This is a genomic window from Campylobacter sp. BCW_6889, assembly GCF_001762535.1.
GTDB classification, from domain to species: domain Bacteria; phylum Campylobacterota; class Campylobacteria; order Campylobacterales; family Campylobacteraceae; genus Campylobacter_D; species Campylobacter_D jejuni.
This window is the reverse complement of record NZ_MJWZ01000031.1, coordinates 1-21,374: the sequence shown is the minus strand read 5'-3', so window position 1 is coordinate 21,374 and position 21,374 is coordinate 1. Positions and strand designations below refer to the sequence as shown.

General features: G+C 29.6%; 21 protein-coding genes. 8 read left to right on the top strand and 13 right to left on the bottom strand.

Annotated elements, in window-relative coordinates; genetic code table 11:
* The 5 genes from AJ939_RS03650 to AJ939_RS03630 form a co-directional block, all read right to left on the bottom strand.
* Window positions 1-450 (bottom strand): Cj0814 family flagellar-dependent secreted protein (locus AJ939_RS03650; RefSeq protein ID WP_410002383.1); only part of this gene is annotated, 450 nt, incomplete at its 3' end.
* Window positions 451-536: 86 nt separating this feature from the next.
* Window positions 537-1,256: a 3-deoxy-manno-octulosonate cytidylyltransferase gene (gene kdsB, locus AJ939_RS03645; protein ID WP_070209746.1), complete on the bottom strand. Its 720-nt coding sequence runs from the start codon at window positions 1,254-1,256 to the stop codon at window positions 537-539.
* Window positions 1,253-2,665 carry a threonine synthase gene (gene thrC, locus AJ939_RS03640; RefSeq protein WP_044780329.1) on the bottom strand — a complete coding sequence of 471 codons (1,413 nt, stop codon included), beginning with the start codon at window positions 2,663-2,665 and terminating at the stop codon, window positions 1,253-1,255. Before thrC ends, kdsB begins: the two co-directional genes overlap by 4 nt.
* Window positions 2,665-3,588: a tetraacyldisaccharide 4'-kinase gene (locus AJ939_RS03635; RefSeq protein WP_002861451.1), complete on the bottom strand. Its 924-nt coding sequence runs from the start codon at window positions 3,586-3,588 to the stop codon at window positions 2,665-2,667. The genes thrC and AJ939_RS03635 overlap by 1 nt, the downstream gene beginning before the upstream one ends.
* Window positions 3,589-3,591: 3 nt before the next feature.
* Window positions 3,592-4,332 carry an NAD+ synthase gene (locus AJ939_RS03630; protein ID WP_070248313.1) on the bottom strand — a complete coding sequence of 247 codons (741 nt, stop codon included), beginning with the start codon at window positions 4,330-4,332 and terminating at the stop codon, window positions 3,592-3,594.
* Window positions 4,333-4,405: 73 nt separating this feature from the next.
* On the opposite strand from AJ939_RS03630, the gene AJ939_RS03625 reads away from it, so the two are divergent.
* Both AJ939_RS03625 and AJ939_RS03620 read left to right on the top strand, forming a co-directional pair.
* Window positions 4,406-5,002 (top strand): MBL fold metallo-hydrolase, encoded by a 597-nt coding sequence (locus AJ939_RS03625; protein ID WP_070276059.1) that lies wholly within the window; start codon window positions 4,406-4,408, stop codon window positions 5,000-5,002.
* 11 nt (window positions 5,003-5,013) lie between these two features.
* A complete protein-coding gene (locus AJ939_RS03620; RefSeq protein ID WP_002867958.1) occupies window positions 5,014-5,319 on the top strand; it encodes a hypothetical protein in 306 nt (101 codons plus the stop codon).
* Window positions 5,320-5,359: 40 nt separating this feature from the next.
* On the opposite strand, the gene AJ939_RS03615 is transcribed toward AJ939_RS03620, so the two are convergent.
* The 7 genes from AJ939_RS03615 to murJ are packed head-to-tail and all read right to left on the bottom strand — an operon-like array spanning window position 5,360 to window position 13,939.
* Window positions 5,360-6,139, bottom strand: coding sequence for an enoyl-ACP reductase (locus tag AJ939_RS03615; protein WP_070240479.1), 780 nt, complete (start codon window positions 6,137-6,139; stop codon window positions 5,360-5,362).
* Window positions 6,139-7,035 carry a 4-hydroxy-tetrahydrodipicolinate synthase gene (dapA, locus tag AJ939_RS03610; protein ID WP_070275152.1) on the bottom strand — a complete coding sequence of 299 codons (897 nt, stop codon included), beginning with the start codon at window positions 7,033-7,035 and terminating at the stop codon, window positions 6,139-6,141. The genes AJ939_RS03615 and dapA overlap by 1 nt, the downstream gene beginning before the upstream one ends.
* Window positions 7,028-8,278 (bottom strand): M16 family metallopeptidase, encoded by a 1,251-nt coding sequence (locus AJ939_RS03605; protein ID WP_070275153.1) that lies wholly within the window; start codon window positions 8,276-8,278, stop codon window positions 7,028-7,030. The genes dapA and AJ939_RS03605 overlap by 8 nt, the downstream gene beginning before the upstream one ends.
* Window positions 8,275-9,333 carry a quinone-dependent dihydroorotate dehydrogenase gene (locus AJ939_RS03600; protein WP_070276060.1) on the bottom strand — a complete coding sequence of 353 codons (1,059 nt, stop codon included), beginning with the start codon at window positions 9,331-9,333 and terminating at the stop codon, window positions 8,275-8,277. Before AJ939_RS03600 ends, AJ939_RS03605 begins: the two co-directional genes overlap by 4 nt.
* A 31-nt stretch (window positions 9,334-9,364) precedes the next feature.
* Complete coding sequence (locus tag AJ939_RS03595) at window positions 9,365-11,107, bottom strand: ABC transporter ATP-binding protein (protein ID WP_070276061.1); 1,743 nt, start codon at window positions 11,105-11,107, stop codon at window positions 9,365-9,367.
* Window positions 11,100-12,488, bottom strand: coding sequence for a cysteine--tRNA ligase (cysS, locus tag AJ939_RS03590; RefSeq protein ID WP_070276062.1), 1,389 nt, complete (start codon window positions 12,486-12,488; stop codon window positions 11,100-11,102). The genes AJ939_RS03595 and cysS overlap by 8 nt, the downstream gene beginning before the upstream one ends.
* Window positions 12,488-13,939, bottom strand: a complete 1,452-nt coding sequence (murJ, locus tag AJ939_RS03585) for a murein biosynthesis integral membrane protein MurJ (RefSeq protein ID WP_070276063.1) — start codon at window positions 13,937-13,939, stop codon at window positions 12,488-12,490. The genes cysS and murJ overlap by 1 nt, the downstream gene beginning before the upstream one ends.
* A 102-nt stretch (window positions 13,940-14,041) precedes the next feature.
* On the opposite strand from murJ, the gene AJ939_RS03580 reads away from it, so the two are divergent.
* From AJ939_RS03580 to AJ939_RS03555, 6 genes are read left to right on the top strand one after another with little or no spacing between them, the layout of a single operon-like run.
* Complete coding sequence (locus tag AJ939_RS03580) at window positions 14,042-15,901, top strand: flagellar assembly protein A (RefSeq protein ID WP_070276064.1); 1,860 nt, start codon at window positions 14,042-14,044, stop codon at window positions 15,899-15,901.
* The gene (ruvA, locus tag AJ939_RS03575) at window positions 15,877-16,428 is read left to right on the top strand and encodes a Holliday junction branch migration protein RuvA (protein WP_070276065.1); all 552 of its coding nucleotides are present in this window, start codon (window positions 15,877-15,879) and stop codon (window positions 16,426-16,428) included. The genes AJ939_RS03580 and ruvA overlap by 25 nt, the downstream gene beginning before the upstream one ends.
* 9 nt (window positions 16,429-16,437) lie before the next feature.
* Window positions 16,438-17,478, top strand: a complete 1,041-nt coding sequence (locus AJ939_RS03570; RefSeq protein WP_002881138.1) for a D-alanine--D-alanine ligase — start codon at window positions 16,438-16,440, stop codon at window positions 17,476-17,478.
* Window positions 17,479-17,537: 59 nt separating this feature from the next.
* Window positions 17,538-17,753: a type II toxin-antitoxin system Phd/YefM family antitoxin gene (locus tag AJ939_RS03565; protein ID WP_002934936.1), complete on the top strand. Its 216-nt coding sequence runs from the start codon at window positions 17,538-17,540 to the stop codon at window positions 17,751-17,753.
* Between the two features lies 1 nt (window position 17,754).
* Window positions 17,755-18,474 carry an alpha/beta fold hydrolase gene (locus AJ939_RS03560; RefSeq protein ID WP_070276066.1) on the top strand — a complete coding sequence of 240 codons (720 nt, stop codon included), beginning with the start codon at window positions 17,755-17,757 and terminating at the stop codon, window positions 18,472-18,474.
* A complete protein-coding gene (locus tag AJ939_RS03555; protein ID WP_070276067.1) occupies window positions 18,475-19,902 on the top strand; it encodes a Mur ligase family protein in 1,428 nt (475 codons plus the stop codon).
* A gap of 57 nt (window positions 19,903-19,959) precedes the next feature.
* On the opposite strand, the gene AJ939_RS03550 is transcribed toward AJ939_RS03555, so the two are convergent.
* Window positions 19,960-21,291 (bottom strand): Cj0814 family flagellar-dependent secreted protein, encoded by a 1,332-nt coding sequence (locus AJ939_RS03550; RefSeq protein ID WP_070276068.1) that lies wholly within the window; start codon window positions 21,289-21,291, stop codon window positions 19,960-19,962.
* Window positions 21,292-21,374 lie beyond the last annotated feature (83 nt).

The following is a 21,374-nucleotide window of genomic DNA, read 5'->3' as shown; positions in this document are numbered from 1 at the left end:
TATCTCATCCAAAGTAGATTTATGTATCTTAAAATCTTCAGGAAGTCCTGCAGCTTTGTTAAAATCACTTCCCATATAGCCATCTTTATCTACACTATAACCATAGGCTGTATTAGTAGAAGTATTACTTATATCTGCTTGTTTGTATTTTAGAGTATAAATAGAGTTTTTAAATTCACTTGATATATCATAATTAGGAGAACTTGTCTTACTACTTATACTAAAATTAGTATTATTGCTAGTATTTGTTGTATTAGTAGAATTTAATACTTCACTTCTTGCTAGAGTTTGTGAATTTGCATTTTGAATTTCATTTAACTTACTAGCATTTTGTTTTAAAAAAGCATTAGCAAAACTTATTTTAGAATTTTCTTTACTTTCTTTATTAGCTTTTGCTTGTGAAAGTATAGAATTATAGTTTGAGTTATCATTGATGCTAAAGATACTCATATTAATTCCTTGATTTAGATTTTTCTGCCTTCAATCTAAATATATTAAAATAATATAAGCAAAATCTGTTCCGTTTTGGGGTGGAGTTATTTTTCTAAATAAATTTTTAAAGCCCTTTCATAGTCTTCTTTAGTATCAATCCCCATGCTTGTTGTTGAAATTTCAAACATTTTGATTTTTTTACCATTTTCTATAGCTCTTAATTGCTCTAATTTTTCCGCTCTTTCAAGTGCAGAACTTGATAAAGAACAAAATTCCCTTAAAGCTTTGACACTATAAGCATAAATGCCTAAATGCCCTTTAAAACTTTCCTCGTAATTTTCTCTTTCATAAGGGATTTTAGCTCTTGAAAAATACAAAGCATACCCTTCTTTATCGCAAAGCACTTTAACCAGATTAGGATCCATAGCTTCTTCTTGAGTAATTTTTTTATAACAACTCGCCATAAAAGCTTTTTTATCCAAGCAAGAACTTGCAAATTCTTTAAATTTTAATAAATTTTCACATTCTATAAAAGGCTCATCAGCTTGGACATTGATAATAATCTCATCATCTTTTAAAGCTAGTTTCTTACAAGCTTCATTAATCCTATCCGTACCACTTTCATGATCTTTGCTTGTTAAAACCGCATTTAAACCATATTCTTTAGCGATACTTAAAACCTTTTCATCGTCTAAAGCTATACAAACTTCATCTACATTACTTACCCTTCTTGCAGTAGCCACAAACATAGGCACTCCACCTATATCACATAAAATTTTCTCATGAAAACGACTTGATTTTAATCTTGCAGGGATAATAATCATTTTTGCATCCAATCTAAAATTTCTTTTTTTATATTTCTGGCTTCAAATACCTTCTCATCGCTATTTTTCAAATCAAATAAAGCCAAAATTTCATCTTTAACTTGGACATTAAACTCTTTAGCTATAAATTTTAAATCTTCTTTTTCATTCTTAGAATCCCTATCATATAAAGCTTTTATCATACTTGGAGTAAATTTTGTCCATTCTGCTGTAGAAGTGATAATGCTAGGTTTTAAAGGATCAAGCATTTTAAAACAAGTTGCGGTATGCGGATCGATTAAAATCTTGCTTTGTTTGATAAATTGCATACATTCTTCATCGGTGCAAAAATCCGCCTCAAAATCTTCTTGCAAACTTTGTAATTCTTCTTTTTCAAGTTTAAAATATCTCTCATTTTTTAACAAATTCATCAGTTCTTTAGTTCTTTTATCTTTAAATTTCGCAAACAAAAGTCTTTCGATATTAGATGAAATAAGTATATCCATAGCTGGAGAAATAGTTTTCTTAAGACTTTTTTCACGCAAATCATAAATGCCCTGATTAAAAAATTCGCTCAAAATATTATTCGCATTTGAAGCAATTTTGATTTTTGAAATTTTAGCTCCCATTTTTTTAGCATAAAAAGCTCCTAAAGCATTGCCAAAATTTCCACTTGGAACGATAATTTGCACTTCTTCTAAAAACTCATTAAAAAGTTTTAAACTCGCATAATAATGATAAATAATCTGAAATAAAATACGTCCAAAATTTACAGAATTTGCTGCACAAAGCTCATAATTTAAAGCTTTAATTTCATTTTGAAAATCTTTTGAAAAAAGCAATTCTTTTAAAGTGCGTTGCGCTGCGTCAAAATCCTCATCTATAGCAAAAACTTTCAAATTATCCTTATCTAAAGCTCGCATTTGCAACTCTTGAACTCCACTTGTGCCACCTTTTGGATACATACAAGCTACTTTAACATTTTTTGCATTTTCAAAACTTTTTAGGGTTGCAGGCCCTGTATCGCCACTTGTAGCACAGATAATTAAAATATTTTTATCCTTTGAAAATTCGCTTAAAAGCACACCAAAAGGCTGTAAAGCCATATCTTTAAAAGCTCTTGTAGGCCCATGCCAAAGCTCGTTAATATAGGTTTTTTCAGAGATTTTTTGCAAAGAAATAGGTGTATTTTTATCATCAAAGCTTTCGTAACTTTTCAAAGCCTTTTTGAAAAGCTCTTCTTCACCAAAACCAAAACTTTCTATAAGCTTTAAAGCAAAATCTTTATAAGACAAATTGGCATATTTTTCTCCTTCAAAAATAGGCAAATTTAAAGGTGAGTAAAGCCCTCCTTCTGGGGCGTTTGGGTTAATCAAAGCTTCCTTAAAACTTGATACATTATTTACATTTCTGCTCTCGACCAATTTCACTATTCAAACTCCTTGATATAAGTTTTTATTTTTTCTCTTAATGAATCTTTTAATTCTATATTTAATTCTATAATTTGACATTTAAAACCAAAATCTTTAACTTTAACAAAATCCTTAAAAGTAAGCATTAGTGTATCGCAATTATGTTTTTTTAGCAAATTTTCTAATTCTTCTTTTTTAAATTCATAATGATCTTTAAAAAAATAACAAGCCCTTGCTTTGATAAAATGCTCATGCAATCTAAAAGGTTTAGCAATAGCAGTTACCAAAACAGCCTTTGGATTTTCTTTTACAAAAGAATAACGCACAAAATCCCTACCTTCTAATGCAATAAAATCAGCCCTTTTTTCATAAAATTTTGGCAAACGATAAGCTCCACTTGGCAAAGTAAAATTAAAATAAGGTTTGATTTTACTTTCAAGTAAAATATCAAATTTTTTAATATGAAATTTAGAAAAAGCATCATCAAGTACAACGATTTTAGCTCCCAACTCAAAAGCTTTTTCAATACCTTTTACCCTATCTTCACTTACAATCACACCTTTGATATTTTCTTCAAAAGCATACTCCATAGCTTCATCGCCACTTTGTGCTAAGGTGCATAAAATTTCATTTTGATTTTTAACAACAAACAAACCTTTAGATTTTCTTTTATAGCCCCTAAGCACTATAAAAACACCATCAAATTCCCTTGCTATAGCTTTACAAAGCGGGGTTTTTCCATTACCTCCAAAACTTAAATTACCGACACTAATAACAGGTTTTTTAAAAACTATTTTTTTACGAAAAAAAGTATTTAAAATCGCAAAAAAAGCATAAAACACACTTAAAGGAAAAAGTATAAAAGCAAGGCATTTTTGCCAAAAATTAGGCTTAAAAAAATAATTATCAAGCCAAAGTTCATAATTTTTTTCTTCACTCATTGTTTAAATTTCCAAAATTTCAGGCATTTTTCCCTTAAAAGCATTTTTTTGCATGCGATTTTTTAGCATGGCAATCAAAGAAGGATCAAGCGTTCTTAAAAGTTTTTCGTCATTAGTTTCTAAGGCTTTTAAACCTTCATCGATTTTTGCATAAGAAAAACCTAAATCCACCTCATCACTTTGATTTTCCCAAAGATCCGCACTTGGAGCTTTTTTGATGAAATTTTCATGCAAATTAAGGTATTTTGCTAAGGCATAAATTTCACTTTTATAAAGCGATCCTATAGGGTTAAAAGCACAAGCTAAATCCCCATAAATCGTACCATAACCTAAAAGCAATTCACTTTTATTAGAAGTACCTACGACTAAAGAATTTTTCAAGGCAGAATAATCATAAAGCAAACTCATTCTAATACGCGCTGCAAAATTTCCCAAAGATACTAGAGTGGTATTTTCACTTTGTTTTATAAAAGCATCTAAAATACTTTGAATTTCTATGATTTTGTATTCAAGATTTAAATCCACGCAAAGCCTTAAAGCATCTTCGAGATTGGCTTTATTTGAAATTTGAGTTGGCATTAAAAGAGCAAAAACATTCTCTTTTAAAGCTCTTTTGCAAAGTGTTGCTACTAAAGCAGAATCAATACCGCCACTAAGCCCCAAAACCACACCTTGACTTTGAGAATTTTTCACTTTTTCTTGTATAAAATCACACATTTTTTCTGTTATCTTTTGCCAATCCATAAAGCTTGCCTTTTAAAAATTTAATGTATAATTATATTTATTTAAGGCAAATTTTTTATTAAAGAGGTAAAAAATGCAAATTATCAAACAAGCTTGTGGAGCTTATGAGACAAATTGTTATATTTTATTTGATGAGCATGGAGAAATTATCATTGATCCTGGTTTTGATGCACTAAATTTCATCAAAAAACATGTAAAAAATCCTTTAGCAATTTTAAACACTCACGGACATTACGATCATGTTTGGGATAATGAAAAAGTAAAACAAGCCTATCAAATCCCCATTTATATTCATAAAAATGATGCTTTTATGCTTGAAGATCCTTTTAATCAAGGTTTTATGCCTAGCAAAGCGGATTATTTAATTGATGATGAAAATATCATTTCTATAGGCGGACTTGACTTTAAATTTCACTTTTTACCAGGACATACACCAGGTTGCACTATGATAGAAATTGTAGGTAAAAATATCATGTTTAGTGGAGATTTTTTATTTTATAGAAGCATAGGAAGATGGGATTTTCCTTATTCGGATGCAAATTTAATGAAACAAAGCTTAGAGAAAGTTATGACTTACAAAGAAGATTTTAAACTTTTACCGGGGCATGGGCAAGAAACCACTTTAAAAGAAGAACAAGCCCATTTACCCTCTTGGCTTAGATACTTTTAAGGTATATTAAAATGGAATTAGATCAAATTTTATTATATGCTTTTATTTTTTTAAATCTTTTTGCCCTTTTTGGTTTATTTTTGGGAAATAAAAAGAAAAATCAATTTAACGATAAAAAATTTTATAAAATCTGCCCATGTAAGAAAATGGCAGAAAATGGATCTTTAAGTACGATTTGTATTTATTCAGCTGTGGGAGGATTTTTTTACAGCGTATTATCTATAGGTTTTATAGGTTTTGGCAATTGGACTTTAAATTTTATTTTTTTACTTGCATTATTAAGTGTTTTTTTAGGATGGAAATTAAAACTTGATTGAAAAATATTTTTAAGAAAAATCCATTGATTTTTCTTAATTTTTATTTAAAAGTTGTACCACCATCAACGATGAAAGTATGTCCTGTTACCCAACTTGCTTTACTTGAACAAAGAAAAAGACATGCTCCAGCCAAATCTTCAGGCTGCCCCATGCGATTTAAAGGGCTTAAATTTATAGTAGCCTGTTTTACTTCTTCATAATTTGTAAAAGCTCTTAAAGCATCAGTTTCAATAGGCCCACCACTTACGACATTTACACGGATATTTTTTTCTCCAAGTTCAGTAGCCGCATATCTTGCCATAGCTTCTACAGCAGCTTTTGCTGTACCATGACCTGAATAATTTTCTATATACACTAAATTTCCTGTAGATGAAATAGAAATAATGCTTCCACCCCCTACTTTTTCCATCCTTTTAGCTGATTCTTGAGCTCCTACCACAAAAGCATTTACTGTGGCGGTAAAAATGTTATTAATTCCCTTTGGTTTTAACTTCATAAATTTAGTATAACCACCTACAACCGCACGTCCTGAAATGATAGCATTTGAGATAAAATAATCCACTCTATCAAAATCCACATCAATTTTTTCAAAAAGTTCTTTATAGGTTTCAGGTTCTAAGATATTAAATTCATAAGCTCTAGCTTTGATTTTATAATTTTTCTCCAAATCTTGCACCATTTCATCAGCAATTTGCGCATTAGAATTATAAGTAAAAGCTATATTTGCACCCACTTTAGCAAATTCATAAACTATAGCTTTGCCTATCCCGCGAGTTCCACCGCTGATTACTAAAGTTTTTCCTTGAAATTCTGTATTCATTAAAATCCTTTGATCTTATATTTTTTCATCACTTCTTCAATTTTAGCAAAATTTTCCTTATTTGGAGGACAAAGAGGAAGTCTAAACTCCAAACTTTCTATCAATCCAGCTATATACATAGCCGTTTTAATAGGAATAGGATTACTTTCGCAAAATAAAATTTTATTGATATTATAAAGCTCATCATTGATTTTTTTAGCTTCTTTATAATTTTCATCTAAAGCAAAATGAGTTAAAGCACTAATCATATCGGGCAATAAATTTGAAGTTACTGAAATCACTCCCTTTCCACCATTTGAAAGTATAGGATAATTGATCGCATCTTCCCCTGAAATAAGCATCATTCTAGGTTCATGTGCAAGTAAATCCACGCACTTATCGATATTTCCACTCGCTTCTTTTACTCCATAAATATTTTCACAATCTCTAAAAAGCTTGATAATAGTATCCGTTGAAATTTCACAACCTGTTCTTCCTGGAACATTATATAAAAGCACAGGAATATCTACACTTTGTGCAATAGCCTTATAATGCTCATAAAGTCCTTGTTGCGTAGGTTTATTATAATACGGCGCCACGCTTAAAATCCCATCAGCACCATGCTCTTTAGCAAATTTAGCTAAATCCACTGCCTCATGAGTTGCATTACTTCCCGCACCTGCTAAAACCTTAACTTTAGTTCCTTTGCAAGTCTCAACGGCTATTTCTATGCAAGTTCTATGTTCTTCATGAGTTAAAGTTGCACTTTCTCCTGTTGTTCCTACTGGAACTACTGCATCGATGCCATTTTCTATTTGTCTTTTAATCAATCTTGCATAACTTTGCTCATCAACTTTTCCATTTTTAAACGGTGTAATAAGAGCAGTCATCGCCCCAATGATAATATTTTTATCCATTTGAATCCTTTCTTAGAATTACCGTAGTTGAATTTTCTTGAATAAAATATTTTTTAGCACAAGAAATCAAATCTTTTAATTCCAAATTTTGTATATCTTTCTCATAATTTAACAAAGGATTGATATCTCCTCTTGCTAGATATGAACCATAAATATTTGCCACTGCACTAGCATTGTTAAGTGAGAAAATAAAATCACTTTTAACATTATTTTTTACTCTTTGCAAATCTTTTTGAGAAATTTTACCCATTTTAAGTTTATCAATGATTTTTAAAAGCTCTTTTTCTACTTTTTCTGCATTAACATTGGGGTTACAATTACAAATAAAAATAAATAAATTTTCATCTATACAATCATTAACATAAGCATAATAATCATTGATTAAATTTAATTTATCAATCAAAATTTCACTCATTAAAGAACTTTTCCCACTTCCTAAAAGCTCAGATAAAGCATTTAAAGCAGGTATATCTTTGTGTTTGAAATTTGGAATTTTATAAGCAAGGGCTAATAGTTCAGTATCTGAGTTTTTATGCAAATATATTCTTTTTGCTCCATCTTGCTTAGGCTCTTTTGTGTGAATTTTAGGTATAGTCTTAGTATTTTTAATCTTCTCAAAATGTTTTTTTGAAAGCTCAAAAACTTCTTTACTTTCTATATCGCCACTTACAAGCAAAATCGCATTTTTAGGTTGATAGTAAATGCTGTGAAATTCTTTAATATCTTCAATACTCCAATTTTCTATATCTTTAAAAAAACCTATAGGAGTCCAATGATAAGGATGATACATAAATGCGTGATTAAAAAGTCTAAAATAAAGATATCCCAAAGGGTTATTATCTGTTCTCCATCTACGCTCTTCTAAAACCACTGCTCTTTCAGGCTGAAACTCTTCATCTTTTAAATTTAAATTCGCCATAAGTTCTGCAAAAAGCTCTAAAGCTTTATCTAAATTTTTCTTCGCACATTTAATATAATAATGAGTATAGTCAAAACCTGTGCTTGCATTATCCACACCACCAAAACCCTTAACAATCTCATCAAATTCACCAGCTTTTAAATTTTTAGTACTTTTAAAATTTAAATGTTCTAACATATGAGCTATGCCACTTTTTCCCATAATCTCATTTCTTGAACCCACTTTATAAAAAATATCAACGCTAATCACATTGCTATTTTTATTTACAGGCAAAGCATAAATTTCAAGCTTGTTTTTTAATTGAATTTTTTCATAAGCAATCATTTTAAATTTACCCCAACAGCTTCGCTAATGTGTAAAAAACCATCTTTTCTTAAAAGCTCTATAAGATTTTGATTGATATTTTTTACCAAAGAAGGGCCTTTAAAAATCAAAGCTGTATAAACTTGCACCAAATTAGCCCCATTTTTAATACGCTCATAAGCAATATCAGCACTATCAATCCCTCCACTTGCAATAAGCAAGGTTTTGCCAAAAAGAATTTTAGCTACTTCTTTGAAAAAAATACCACTTTTTTCCGTAATCAGCCTTCCGCTAATACCACCAAAAGTACGATTATTATCTAGCAAGCTATAATCAACACTAGTATTGGCTAATATAAATCCATCTGCACCTTTTTTAATAGCATTTTCACATAAATTTAAAGCATCATCTATTTTCATATCAGGAGCAATTTTTATCAAAATAGGCTTAGAAGTGATTTTTTTGGCTTCTTCAAGCAAGGTATTTAAAAAATCATCATTTTGCAACTCTCTTAAATTTTTAGTATTAGGAGATGAGATATTAACGATAAAATAATCACACAAATCCTTCAAATCTCTAAACAAAGTAAAATAATCCTCCAAGGCTTTGTCATTTGGAGTGATTTTATTTTTCCCTATATTTACCCCTAAAGGCAAAACAAAAGGATAAGTTTTTGCAAGCCTTAAAGCAATCTTTTCAGCACCTTCGTTGTTAAAACCCATAGCATTTTGTATACTTTCTTGTTTTACAAGTCTAAATAGGCGTGGCTTTTCATTGCCTTCTTGAGGTTTTGGGGTAAAAGTTCCCACTTCCAAAAAGCCAAATCCTAAAGCACTCAAAGGTCTTATCATGGTAGCATTTTTATCAAAGCCTCCTGCTAAACCCACAGGATTGTTAAAATCAAGTCCAAGTAAATTTTGCCTTAAACTCTCATCATCAACTATATATTTATGCGCTAAAAAACTTAAAGATCCTGGAAAACTAGCGCTTAAAGTCCTTAAGCTATATTCAACCAAAGCGTGTGCATGCTCAGGGTTTAACTTAAAAAGTAAAGGTTTTATCATTTCATAAGCCATTTTTTAATCCTTTTTGAAATTCTAACTAAAATTAACTAAAGCTAGGTTTTGTTTTTTCTTTGCTTTTAAATTTTTGATACAAAGAACAAGTTTGTAAAAGCTCTTCATCTTTACCTATTGCCAATACCTTGCCCTTATCCAATACTACTATTTTATCTGCATTTTCTATAGTGCTTAAACGATGTGCAACCACTAAAATCAATCTATCTTGTTTTAAATTTTCTATAGTTTTAACTATGGCTTTTTCACTTTCATTATCCAAAGCTGAAGTTGCTTCATCAAAAATAAGCACATCAGGATTTTTGTATAAAGCTCTAGCGATTGCTATTCTTTGTTTTTGCCCTCCACTTAAGTTCTTACCATGTTCTTTCACTTCAGCCCAAATCCCGCCCATTTCTTTAACAAATTCATAGGCATTGGCCAATTTTAAAGCTTGGACGACTTTTTCTTCTTCTAACTCTTCGCTATAAGCAATATTTGCAGCAAAGCTATCATTAAAAAGATAAATATTTTGCGTTACAAGTCCTATTTTAGCATGTAAGCTTTCTATAGTAAAAGTGCTAATATCTTCTTGATTGAGTAAAATTTTACCTTTTTGCTTTTCATAAAAATACATCAAAAGATTAATAATAGAAGATTTACCACCCCCACTTGTCCCTACAAGAGCAAGCATTTGCCCTTTAACAAAATCAAAATTTACGCCTTTTAAAACACTTTTATGCGGGTTTTCATAAGCAAATTCAACATTTTCAAAGCTAATTTTTTCAATGTTTTTTAATTCTTTGCTTCCACCTTTAATTTGAGGTTCTAAATCCAATAAATAAAAAGTTCTTTCACTTGCCGCAATAGCACCTTGAAGCTTTCCATATAAAGACGAAAGACGCTTTAAAGGAGTATATATCGCAAAAAGTGCTGAAACAAAACTGATAAAACTTCCCACACTCATAGAACCATTGATAACCTCTCTACCCCCTACAATAATCACCACAGCAACTCCAACAGAACCCATCATATCCATTAAAGGACTTGTAAGTGCATCAATACGTGCGGATTTTAGGTTTAATTTACATAAAGTATCATTATGCTTGGCAAATTTATCACTTTCTTTTTTTTCATTATCATTAGCTTTGATCAATTCAATATTTGAAAAAATTTCACCCAAATAAGAAAGTAAATCCGAATTTGTCTCTTGTATATTTCTTGCATATTTTTTAAGTTTTTTAGCAAACCACACCAAAGGGAAAATAGCTAAAGGCAAAATCACTAAAGCAAAAAAAGCCAAAGTAGGACTTTGATACAAGACTACCGAAAGCAGTCCTATAGCAGTTAAAAGCTCTCTAAAAAAATCAGGAATAATGTTTGATACTATGCTTTGAAGCGCATTAATATCATTAGTACAACGACTTACAAGCTCTCCACTTCTATAGCGTTTAAAAAAATCCATATCCAAGCGTAAAATATTTTTTAAGACCCTAGCACGCAATACTCTTAACATATCTGTTCCTATAAAAGAAACATAAAAACTTTGCAAATAAGTTCCAAGATTTTTAAAAAAATACATCAATACTAGCAAAAAAGGCACTGTATAAAGTAAAGCTTCATTTTTTTCAACGAAAATATAATTTAAAATAGGCTCTAAAGCATAAAAACTTCCAGCAGTTCCTCCGCTTGCCAAAATCATACCAAAAATAGCTATAGCAAATTGTTTCCAATATCTTTTATAAAAGGGTTTAAAGCGTATTAAAACCTCTTTTAAATTCATCTCATTATGCATTTATTTTCTCCCAAATTGTTCCATTTGGAGTATCTAAAAGAGTGATTTTTTTACTACTTAATTGTTCCCTTATTGCATCAGCTGTGTTAAAATCTTTGTTTTTCTTAGCCTCAATTCTTTCTAAAATTAACTTTTCAATTTCTTCTCGTTCTTCTTTGCTTACACCCCATTGAAAATATAAAGTTGTATCCATAAAACCAAAGCCAAAAATTTTAGCTAGCTCACTTAAAGCTTCTTTGATATTTTGTTTTAAAATTTTATTTTTGCTTTCTTTATCCAACTCTAAATTTGCATTACTTATAAAATCATCCAAAAGAGCTAAGGCTTTAGAAATATTTAAATCATCATTTAAAATCTCTAAAATTTGCTTAGCAATTTCACTTTTTATTTCAATATCATTTAAAACATCAAAATCAGAAATTTCACCTAAATCTAATCTTTTTTTAAGGCGATAAAATTTATCTAAACGTTTTTTAGTATTTTCTAAATCCGATAAAGAATAATTAAAATGAGATCTATAATGAGAACTCAAAAGATAAAATCTTAGAGCCTCGCCCATAAATTCTTTTAAAGCATCTTTTATAAAAAAACTATTATTTAAACTTTTACTCATTTTTTCGCCATCGATTTTTACAAAACCATTGTGAAGCCAAATATTTGCTAATTTTCTCTTACATCCACAACGACATTGCGCAGCTTCATTTTCATGATGAGGAAAAAGCAAATCTATCCCTCCAGCATGTATATCAAGAGTATTTTCAAAAATAGAATCAATCATAGCAACACATTCAGTATGCCAACCTGGACGCCCTTTGCCAAATTCACTTTCGTAAAAATTTTCATCAAATTTCCAAAGCACAAAATCGCTTTCATTTCTTTTTTGCACTTCATTACTTAGACGAGAGATATTTTCTTCTAAATTGCGATTTGATAGGCTTAAATATTTTTCATCTTTACTTGTATCAAAATAAATTCCATCTTCTAGAGTATAAACAAACCCATCCTTAGCAAGCTTTTTAATCAAATCAAGCATAGCTGTTATATAATGCGTTGCACGAGGTTTAAAATCAGGATCTAATACATTTAAAATCCTCATATCCTCTTCATAACTTTTGATATAAAATTCCGTAATTTCCTCTAAAGTTTGACCACTTTGAGCCATTTTTTTCAAAATCTTATCATCAATATCTGTATAATTTCTAGCAAATTTTACCCTATTGCCCTGAGCAAGCAAAACCCTACGCAAAAGATCAAAACAAACACCACTTCTTGCATGTCCTAAATGTGCATCATCATAAACCGTAGGCCCGCATAAGTAAATACTAATATCTTTTTTATCAAGTTTTATTTTCTCTTTTGTTACACTGTCTAATAATCTCATTAAAAAACTCCTTTAAAACTTGTAAAAATTCCTATAAAAAAACTTAAAATATAAGGTTTAATCAAAATAAGTAAGATTGTAAAAACAATCAAAGCAACTATAACCAATAAGCAAATTTTAATAGATATTAAAGCAAAAAATTTCTTAAAACCAAATTCTTTGATATTAGCTCCAAGCAAATAAAAAGCACTAATAGAGCTTGAAAGTGCTACTGCAATAACCTTTAAACTTTCATCTTTAATCAAAAATATAAAAGCCATAGAACATAAAGCACTGATAATTAAAGATTTTAACGCGATACAAGCTGCTATTTTTTGTTTAAATTTTGCATAAAGCCACAAAGAAAAAAGCTTTTGCAAACCAAAAGGTAAAAGCCCTATAAGATAAGCAATCAAAACATAAGCCGTAATCACACTATCTTCGTGAGTGAAATTTCCTCTTTCAAATAAAAGCTTTGAAATTTCCAAAGCAAACACAGAACCTACAATACTAGAAACAATAAGCAAAATACTTAAAAGCGCTAATGCTCTTTGCATAAATTTTAAAGCTAAATTTTCTTGATCACTTTTTAAATGTTTTAAAATTTTTGGAAAAGAAACTTGAGTTAAAGCGATAGCAAAAAGTGCAAGGGGGAGTTGGAAGACACGATTTGCATAATAAAGATAAGAAATACTCCCGCTCACTAAAAAACTAGCTATGGTTGTATCAAGCAATGAGCTAAATTGAGTCGCAGAAGAACCTAAAACTCCATGAAAAAAATTGCCATAAAAACCTTGTAATTGCGCCTTGGCTTTTTTAAATTTTATACTTAAAGCCATAGCACGGATTACAGGATTGTTTTTTAAAACAAGCAAATGTAAAATAAGCTGTGCCACCCCACTTAAAACCGTTGCATAAGAAAAATAATAAAGTGTATTTTGCGGTGCATTTTTATCCACAAAAAAGGCAGCTATAACAATACTTAAGTTAAATAATGCCGCAGAAAAAGAGGTAATGAAAAATTTTTGTCTATAATTTAAAATAGCTCCTAAAAAAGTAACTAAAAAAATAAAAAACAAATACCAAAAATTAATCGCTACCAAAGGAGCTGCTAAAGCTATAGTATCTGCGTTAAATCCAAAAGCAAAAAGCTTGGTAAAAAAAGAGGAGAAAAAACTTACCAAAAGACAAAATAAAAAAACTATAAGGCTAAATTGCATCATTACACTAACGCAAAAAGCTCCTTTTTTTTTCGCTTTTACAAAATTAGGCAAAAAACTTTGTCCAAAAGCTCCTTCTGCAAAAATTCTTCTAAAAAAAGCAGGCATTTTTAAAGCCACAAAAAAAATATCACTATAAAGCCCTGCTCCTAAAAAAAGCGCTATTAAAACATCTCTAGCAAGCCCTAAAATTCTTGAAAATAAAATTCCTAAAGCATTGATAATAAAATTTTTAAATACTAAACTCTTCATTAAATTTTTCATAGATTTCAAAATATAAAGAGAACTATTTTAACTAAAATTGATTAAAAATTGACTATAATTACATTCTTAATTTTTTACAAGGGGAAAGTTTTGACTTTGGATGAAAAAATTATTGCCTATACAGAAAATCCAGCTCGAGAGCTTTTAAGTGTAGCTTCACGAACAAACCTTAACTTAAATGAGCTTGATTTTAATTTATTGGCATTTTCTACACAATATCGTTTTGGAGATTTAGAATGGGAAAAAATCTCTGAAAAAGAATTAACTCTTTTTGATAAAGATGAATTTTTTTTAAAAAATGATCTTCAAATCAAGCAAGAATACAAAATAGAAATTTTCCATGGTATAAACCAAAGCAAAGCATCTCAAGCAGTCAAACTAGTTGCGAATAAAAATTTAACCAAAATAGTTGCTCAAATTGATTTTGCAAATTTAGACTTTCATGAAAAACTAGCACTAGAACTTTTGCAAAATATTTATAAAAAGATGTTGAAACTTAAATTTTTGATAGGTATCCGCATTTTTGATTTTAAGAAAAATTTAATGTCTTTTTGCAACCAACATAAAAATACCCCTTTAAATAAAACTATACAAGTCACCGTTGCACAAGGTATTGATCCTATAGAAAGTCAAGACGAATCTCTGATCTTAACTTATAAAGAAAAAACCAAAAACTATACTATCGATGAAAAACGCTCAGGTATTATTGCTGTTGATGAAAATGAAGTTGTTTTAAAACACACCAAATTTAAACAAGGTAAAGAAGGAAAAGACTTAAATTTACACACCTTAAAAGTTTTAGCCGCAAATGAAAATAAAGTTAAATTTTCTTGTTCTTCGGCTTTTAAACAAGTAGAGCAAGATGGATACACAGAATATATAGCCTTAAAAAAAGGTTATGTAGTACAAGATGGTGAAAAATTTGATATTGCCAATGAACTAGATTTTAATGGGGTAGATTTTAAAAATATAGGGATTATAAGAGCTGGACTAGACAAAAATGTCAAAATCAATATAAAATTTCTTTCAGAAGTAAAAGATGCTGTAAATTCTGGTGTTGGGATAGAATGTGAAGAATTAAATGTAGTCGGAAGCGTAGGAAGCAACACTCAACTTAATGCCACCAAAATGAAAATTGAAGGCACTACACACTCTAAAGCCAAAATTCAAGCCAAACAAGCCTATATAAAAACTCATAGAGGATTTGCGGAAGCCGAAATTTTAAATATAGATTTGCTCGAAGGTGGAACAATCAAAGCCAAAGAAGTGAGAATTAAAAAAAGTTTAGGCGGAAATATACAAGCTGATAAAATCTATATAGAAAATTTAGAAAGTAATAATTCTTGTGTGTTTTTTGAAAACACCACAATAGAACGCATTAACGGGGATAACAATAAATTTCATGCTAAAATTAAAACTCTTGATAAAAATTATGATGAAGAATTTGCGATTTTAGGAGAGCAAATTTCTAAGTTAAATCATAAAATAAATAAAATAAGACAATACATTTTATCAAGTAAAAATGGAATTTTAAGCGTTGAAAAAAAGATAACAGAACTTAAAAATCAAGGTCAAAATGTTCCTGTACAATACGAAAAAGCCCTAAAAGATTTCTCTTTACAAAATCTTGAATTAAATAAACTACAAAATGAAGAAAAAGAACTTCTTGAACGCAAAAAATCTTTACAATTAGAATTAATCAATTTACAAAAAATGCTTTTTGAAGCAACTTTTATAAATAAAAGTGGCAAATGGACTGATATGAATGAGATCAAATTTTCACTTCTAGAGCCTAAAGAAGATATTTTTTACTCTTCATTTGTTAATGAAAGTGCTAAATTTATAGGCATTAAAAAAGTCATACAAAACAACCAAGAAAGTATAGAAATACATAAAAAATTAGATTATGAAGAAAAGGATATAGCATGGTTGTCGGCATCGAAGGAATAATCACAAAAAAAGAACCTACTTTTATCATTGTTAAATGCGCTAGTGGTTTAAGCTATGGGATATTTATTTCGCTTTTTTGTTCTGCTAAAATTCAAACTCAAGAAAAGCATGAGTTTTTTATTACTCAAATCATCAAAGAAGATTCTAATAAATTTTATGGTTTCTTGGATAAGGACGAGCAAAAAATGTTTGAAATGCTTTTAAAAGTCAATGGAGTGGGTGCAAATACTGCTATGACAGTATGCTCTAGTCTTGATGTAAATTCTTTTTACAGAGCATTAAGTTTAGGCGATGAAAGCGCGCTTAAAAAAGTACCTGGCATAGGTCCAAAAAGTGCAAAACGCATTATAGTAGAACTTTCTGACACAAAAACCAAACTTGAAAATGTAAGCGATGATAAAAGCGAAGCCTTAGCCGCACTTCTTACTCTAGGCTTTAAACAAGAAAAAATCATAAGTGTTTTAGCAAGTGCTCAAGCAACAAGCACAAGCGAACTCATCAAAGAAGCTCTTAAAAAACTAGGATAAAGGAATAAAATGAAATTTGCAATACTTTTTGGCGGAAATTCTTATGAACATGAGATCAGTATAGTAAGTGCTGTGGTACTTAAAAAAGTTATCAATCAAAATTTAGAATTTATTTTTTGCGATGAAAAAAGAAGGTTTTATCATATTCCAAGTGAAAAAATAAATTCTAAAACTTTTAGCACCAAAGCTTATAAAAAAGAAAAAGAACTCTTCATCAAACAAGGAGGTTTTTTTAGCAAAGGTTTTTTAAAAGAAAATAAACTAGAGTGCGAATGCGTGATCAATCTTATCCATGGTAGAGATGGAGAAGATGGAAAAATTGCAGCTTTATTTGAGTTTTATTCTATTAAATTTATAGGACCTAGGCTTGAAGCTAGCGTATTATCTTTTAACAAAGAACTTACCAAACTTTATGCCAAAAGCGTTGGAGTAAAAACACTTGATTATACCATGCTAAGAAAAAATCAAAACTCTAAAGAAAAGCTTAGTTTTCCTTGCATTATCAAACCTGCAAGACTTGGAAGTAGTATAGGTATTAGCATAGTAAAAGATGAAAAAGATTTAGAATACGCCAAAGATGTAGGTTTTGAATTTGATAATGATCTTGTAGTAGAAGAATTTAAAAACAATATCAAAGAATACAATCTTGCAGGATGCATGATCAATGATGAGTTTGTTTTTTCTATCATAGAAGAGCCAAAGAAAAAAGAATTTTTAGACTTTGAACAAAAATATCTTAGCTTTTCAGGACACAATGAGCTTATAGAAGCAGATTTAAGCGAAGAATTAAAAGAAAAACTCAAAGATAGCTTTAAAAAGATTTACAATCCTTTGTTTAAAGGTGCTTTAATACGCTGCGATTTTTTTATACTGGATAATGAAGTATATTTAAATGAAATCAACCCAAATCCTGGTTCTTTGGCTAATTATCTTTTTAAAGATTTTAATACCACTTTAAACGCTTTAGCTGATCAAATTTCACTTGAAAAAATGATAAAAATCAACTACAACTTCCTTCACTCCATCAACGGACAAAAAGGAAAATTATAAGCTTTTAAGTCAAAATACGCTAAATTATACATAAAATTTAGCGTATTTTAGGAAGAAAAATGCTCTCTTTTAAACAAGATGAAATTTACACTGCCACCGAGGTGGTAAGAAATTTTAGCCCCATTATGGAAAAACTTAAAAAAAGTGAAAGTGGAAAAATAGTTATTTTAAAAAATAACAAATTTGAAGCTGTAATGCTTAACATGAAAGAATTTGAACGCTTACAAAACGCCATGCAACTTTTAGAAAATATCTACAAAAATCAAAAGGCTTAAAATGGCTCAAACTCAACTTTTTTATAAAAACAAAACTTATCAAATTTCTTATGAAATTTTAGGTGATCTTTCCTTACCGCAAATACTTATCTTACACGGCTGGGGAGCTAATAAAGAACTTATGAAGCAAAGTTTTTGTCCTTTTTTAAAAGATTTTTGTCAAATTTATATGGATTTAGCAGGTTTTGGAAATTCAAGCGTGGAAGAAATTTTAAACACTCAAGATTATGCCAATATTACAGAACTTTTTTTAAAACAAAAAAAACTCAATATCTGTTTTTTCATGGGGCATTCTTTTGGCGGAAAAGTAAGTACCCTACTCGCAAAAGAAAAAGACATCCTAATCTTACTTTCAAGTGCGGGAATTTTGGCTAAAAAATCCCTAAAAGTGCGTTTTAAAATCCGTATTTTTAAAATTTTAAAACTCTTTGGTTTGGGAAAATTTTATCGCTATTTTGCTAGTAAAGATGGAGCAAATCTTAGTCCTATGATGTATGAAACCTTTAAAAAGGTTGTTGATGAGGATTTTAGTGAAATTTTTGCCAAGCAAAAGGCTAAAAGTTTGATTTTTTGGGGAAAAAGCGATGAAGCTACGCCTTTATATTGTGGCGAGAAAATGCATCAATTTTTAAAAAATAGCACTTTTTATCCTTTAGAGGGGGATCATTTTTTCTTTTTAAAACATTCTGCTTTCATAGCTCAAAAAATTAAGGAAATTTAAATGCTTATCAATACTCTTTATTTTATCAATTCTTTATTTTTTAATTTTTGTATAGCTTTTTATCTTATGAGTGCTTTACAATGGTATTCTTATAAATTTAAGCGCGTGTTTTTTCATTATCATAAACCTTTGTGGCATTTGTATTTTTTATTTATTCCTTATTTTTTATTCTTAGCTTTTCCTTTATACTCTTTGGCATATTTTGCATTGATCCATACTCCGATTTTGTATTTTTGGAACAAAGGTATAGATAAAAAGCTTGTTTTTACAAGCAAGGTCAAATGGTTTTTTGTTTTTGTTTTTGCTTATAATGCTATTTTTGCTATCCTTGCTTTGCGTTTTTCTTTTCTTTTTAATCTTTTTAGTCTTCCTTTTGCTTTATTTAGTCTTAAAATTTATGAGTTTTTTACAAATTTATATTATAAAAAACAAGCCAAAGCCAAACTAAGAGCCAATGAAAATTTAAAAATCATACTCATTACCGCAAGTTTTGGAAAAACAAGTATTAAAAATTTTCTATACGAACTTTTAAAAGATAACTTTAAAAGCTACAAAACACCACGCTCTGTCAATACCTTGCTAGGTATAATTGCTGATATCAATACCAATTTAAGCCAAGATACTCAAATTTACATAGCTGAAGCAGGTGCTAGACTTAAAGGCGATATTGATGAAATCACTCGTTTTTTACAACCTCACATCAGTATAGTAGGAGAGATAGGCAATGCACATTTAGAGTATTTTAAAAGTGTTGAAAATATCCGCTCAACCAAACTTGAAGCCTTAAATTCCAAAAGATTAGAAAAGGCTTTTTTACACTCTAGCACCCAAAAAGAAGAAGATAAACTCATCAGCCTTTATGATGATAAATTAAATCTTATTCATTCAAGTCTTGAAGGTTTAGAATTTAAAGTCGATATAGAAAATAAATCCTATGATTTTAAAAGTCAAATTTTAGGGGATTTTAACGCGCAAAATCTTTGTGTTTGTATACTTTGTGCTCATTATCTTGGTATAAAACTAGAAAAAATTCAAAAGCAAGTTTTAAATATAAACTCCGTAGAACATCGCTTGCAAGTGCTTTCAAGAGAGCCTAAATTTATCATAGATGATGGTTTTAATGGAAATTTTAAAGGTATGAGCACAAGCTATGAACTTTGTAAAAGCTATAAAGGACGCAAAGTTTTAGTAAGTCCTGGTATAGTAGAAGTAAGCGAAGAAGAAAATATAAAACTTGCTAAAATCATCAATGAGTGTTTTGATCTTGCTATCATTAGCGCACAAATCAATGCTGAAATTTTCAAAAAAGAGTTAAAAATAAAAACCATTATACTTAAAGAAAAAAGCCAGCTAGTTCAAACTCTAGCTAAAGAAACAAAAAACGGAGATTTAATACTCTTTTCAAACGATGCGCCTAGTTTTATGTGATTCGTATAAGTATTTGCAAATGTCATCATTTTCAATTTGACTTCGTGCAAATACTTCCTAAACCCTAGTTTGTCCTATAAGATTATTTAATCTATCCATTATAGATCCAACATAAGAATTGATACTTTCACTGCTTGCTTTCCAACCATTAGCTTTTGCTTGATTAAACTGATTATCAAACCAAGCTCCACCATAGCCTATGCTTGTATTTTGCCAAGCAACTCCTTTTTCCATTGCATAAATACCTGCATCAAGCCAACCATCTTGTGCATAGCCTTTTAATAAACTTGCAAAATCAACTTTACCTGTCATAATGTCATCGAAATCTACATTAGAGTATTTTGGAATACTTTGTTTGGCAACATTAAGATTATAATTCATTGCTTGCGGTGCAATAGTTGTATTTTTTCCTGCAACCATATAACCACCTTCTGATTTTAAAAAGCTCATAAACAAAGCTTCTTTAGAATAACTTCCATCTTCATTTTGTGGATAAACTGACATATCAGGATTAAATCCACCTTCCATTAAAGCTCCTTGTGATAAACTTTGAGTTGATATATTTAATTTTTGCGGATAAAAATCAATACCCATCATTCCCATTTGTATTGCTTGAGCTTCATGAAATTCATCATCTGTTTTAAAAACATTAGTTACTTTTGTGTTAGAATGATTAACTAGTCCTAATGCATTATAAGGATTGGATTGATCTGAAAAATCTAAACCTTTATAGCCAACAGAAATATAACCCTTGGGCATAGAATTTATATCCGCTTCAGTGAAACTTGTTTTATTGGTATCGTTAAAAGTATGATTAACAATTTGATTAAATTGATTATAGTATTGTTTTATGGTATCAGCCATATCGATATTGGTAAAATAGCGAGAAATTCCTAGCTGTTCTTTTATGTCTTGATATTGTGCTTCATTAAAGTTATATATCTCATCCAAAGTAGATTTATGTATCTTAAAATCTTCAGGAAGTCCTGCAGCTTTGTTAAAATCACTTCCCATATAGCCATCTTTATCTACACTATAACCATAGGCTGTATTAGTAGAAGTATTACTTATATCTGCTTGTTTGTATTTTAGAGTATAAATAGAGTTTTTAAATTCACTTGATATATCATAATTAGGAGAACTTGTCTTACTACTTATACTAAAATTAGTATTATTGCTAGTATTTGTTGTATTAGTAGAATTTAATACTTCACTTCTTGCTAGAGTTTGTGAATTTGCATTTTGAATTTCATTTAACTTACTAGCATTTTGTTTTAAAAAAGCATTAGCAAAACTTATTTTAGAATTTTCTTTACTTTCTTTATTAGCTTTTGCTTGTGAAAGTATAGAATTATAGTTTGAGTTATCATTGATGCTAAAGATACTCATATTAATTCCTTGATTTAGATTTTTCTGCCTTCAATCTAAATATATTAAAATAATATAAGCAAAATCTGTTCCGTTTTGGGGTG

Coding starts and splice junctions, on each gene's coding strand:
- kdsB (WP_070209746.1), bottom strand. CDS start 1,256: ATGATTATTATCCCTGCAAGATTAAAATCAAGTCGTTTTCATGAGAAA.
- AJ939_RS03635 (WP_002861451.1), bottom strand. CDS start 3,588: ATGAGTGAAGAAAAAAATTATGAACTTTGGCTTGATAATTATTTTTTT.
- AJ939_RS03630 (WP_070248313.1), bottom strand. CDS start 4,332: ATGGATTGGCAAAAGATAACAGAAAAAATGTGTGATTTTATACAAGAA.
- AJ939_RS03625 (WP_070276059.1), top strand. CDS start 4,406: ATGCAAATTATCAAACAAGCTTGTGGAGCTTATGAGACAAATTGTTAT.
- AJ939_RS03620 (WP_002867958.1), top strand. CDS start 5,014: ATGGAATTAGATCAAATTTTATTATATGCTTTTATTTTTTTAAATCTT.
- AJ939_RS03615 (WP_070240479.1), bottom strand. CDS start 6,139: ATGAATACAGAATTTCAAGGAAAAACTTTAGTAATCAGCGGTGGAACT.
- dapA (WP_070275152.1), bottom strand. CDS start 7,035: ATGGATAAAAATATTATCATTGGGGCGATGACTGCTCTTATTACACCG.
- AJ939_RS03605 (WP_070275153.1), bottom strand. CDS start 8,278: ATGATTGCTTATGAAAAAATTCAATTAAAAAACAAGCTTGAAATTTAT.
- AJ939_RS03600 (WP_070276060.1), bottom strand. CDS start 9,333: ATGGCTTATGAAATGATAAAACCTTTACTTTTTAAGTTAAACCCTGAG.
- AJ939_RS03595 (WP_070276061.1), bottom strand. CDS start 11,107: ATGCATAATGAGATGAATTTAAAAGAGGTTTTAATACGCTTTAAACCC.
- cysS (WP_070276062.1), bottom strand. CDS start 12,488: ATGAGATTATTAGACAGTGTAACAAAAGAGAAAATAAAACTTGATAAA.
- murJ (WP_070276063.1), bottom strand. CDS start 13,939: ATGAAGAGTTTAGTATTTAAAAATTTTATTATCAATGCTTTAGGAATT.
- ruvA (WP_070276065.1), top strand. CDS start 15,877: ATGGTTGTCGGCATCGAAGGAATAATCACAAAAAAAGAACCTACTTTT.
- AJ939_RS03570 (WP_002881138.1), top strand. CDS start 16,438: ATGAAATTTGCAATACTTTTTGGCGGAAATTCTTATGAACATGAGATC.
- AJ939_RS03565 (WP_002934936.1), top strand. CDS start 17,538: ATGCTCTCTTTTAAACAAGATGAAATTTACACTGCCACCGAGGTGGTA.
- AJ939_RS03560 (WP_070276066.1), top strand. CDS start 17,755: ATGGCTCAAACTCAACTTTTTTATAAAAACAAAACTTATCAAATTTCT.
- AJ939_RS03555 (WP_070276067.1), top strand. CDS start 18,475: ATGCTTATCAATACTCTTTATTTTATCAATTCTTTATTTTTTAATTTT.
- AJ939_RS03550 (WP_070276068.1), bottom strand. CDS start 21,291: ATGAGTATCTTTAGCATCAATGATAACTCAAACTATAATTCTATACTT.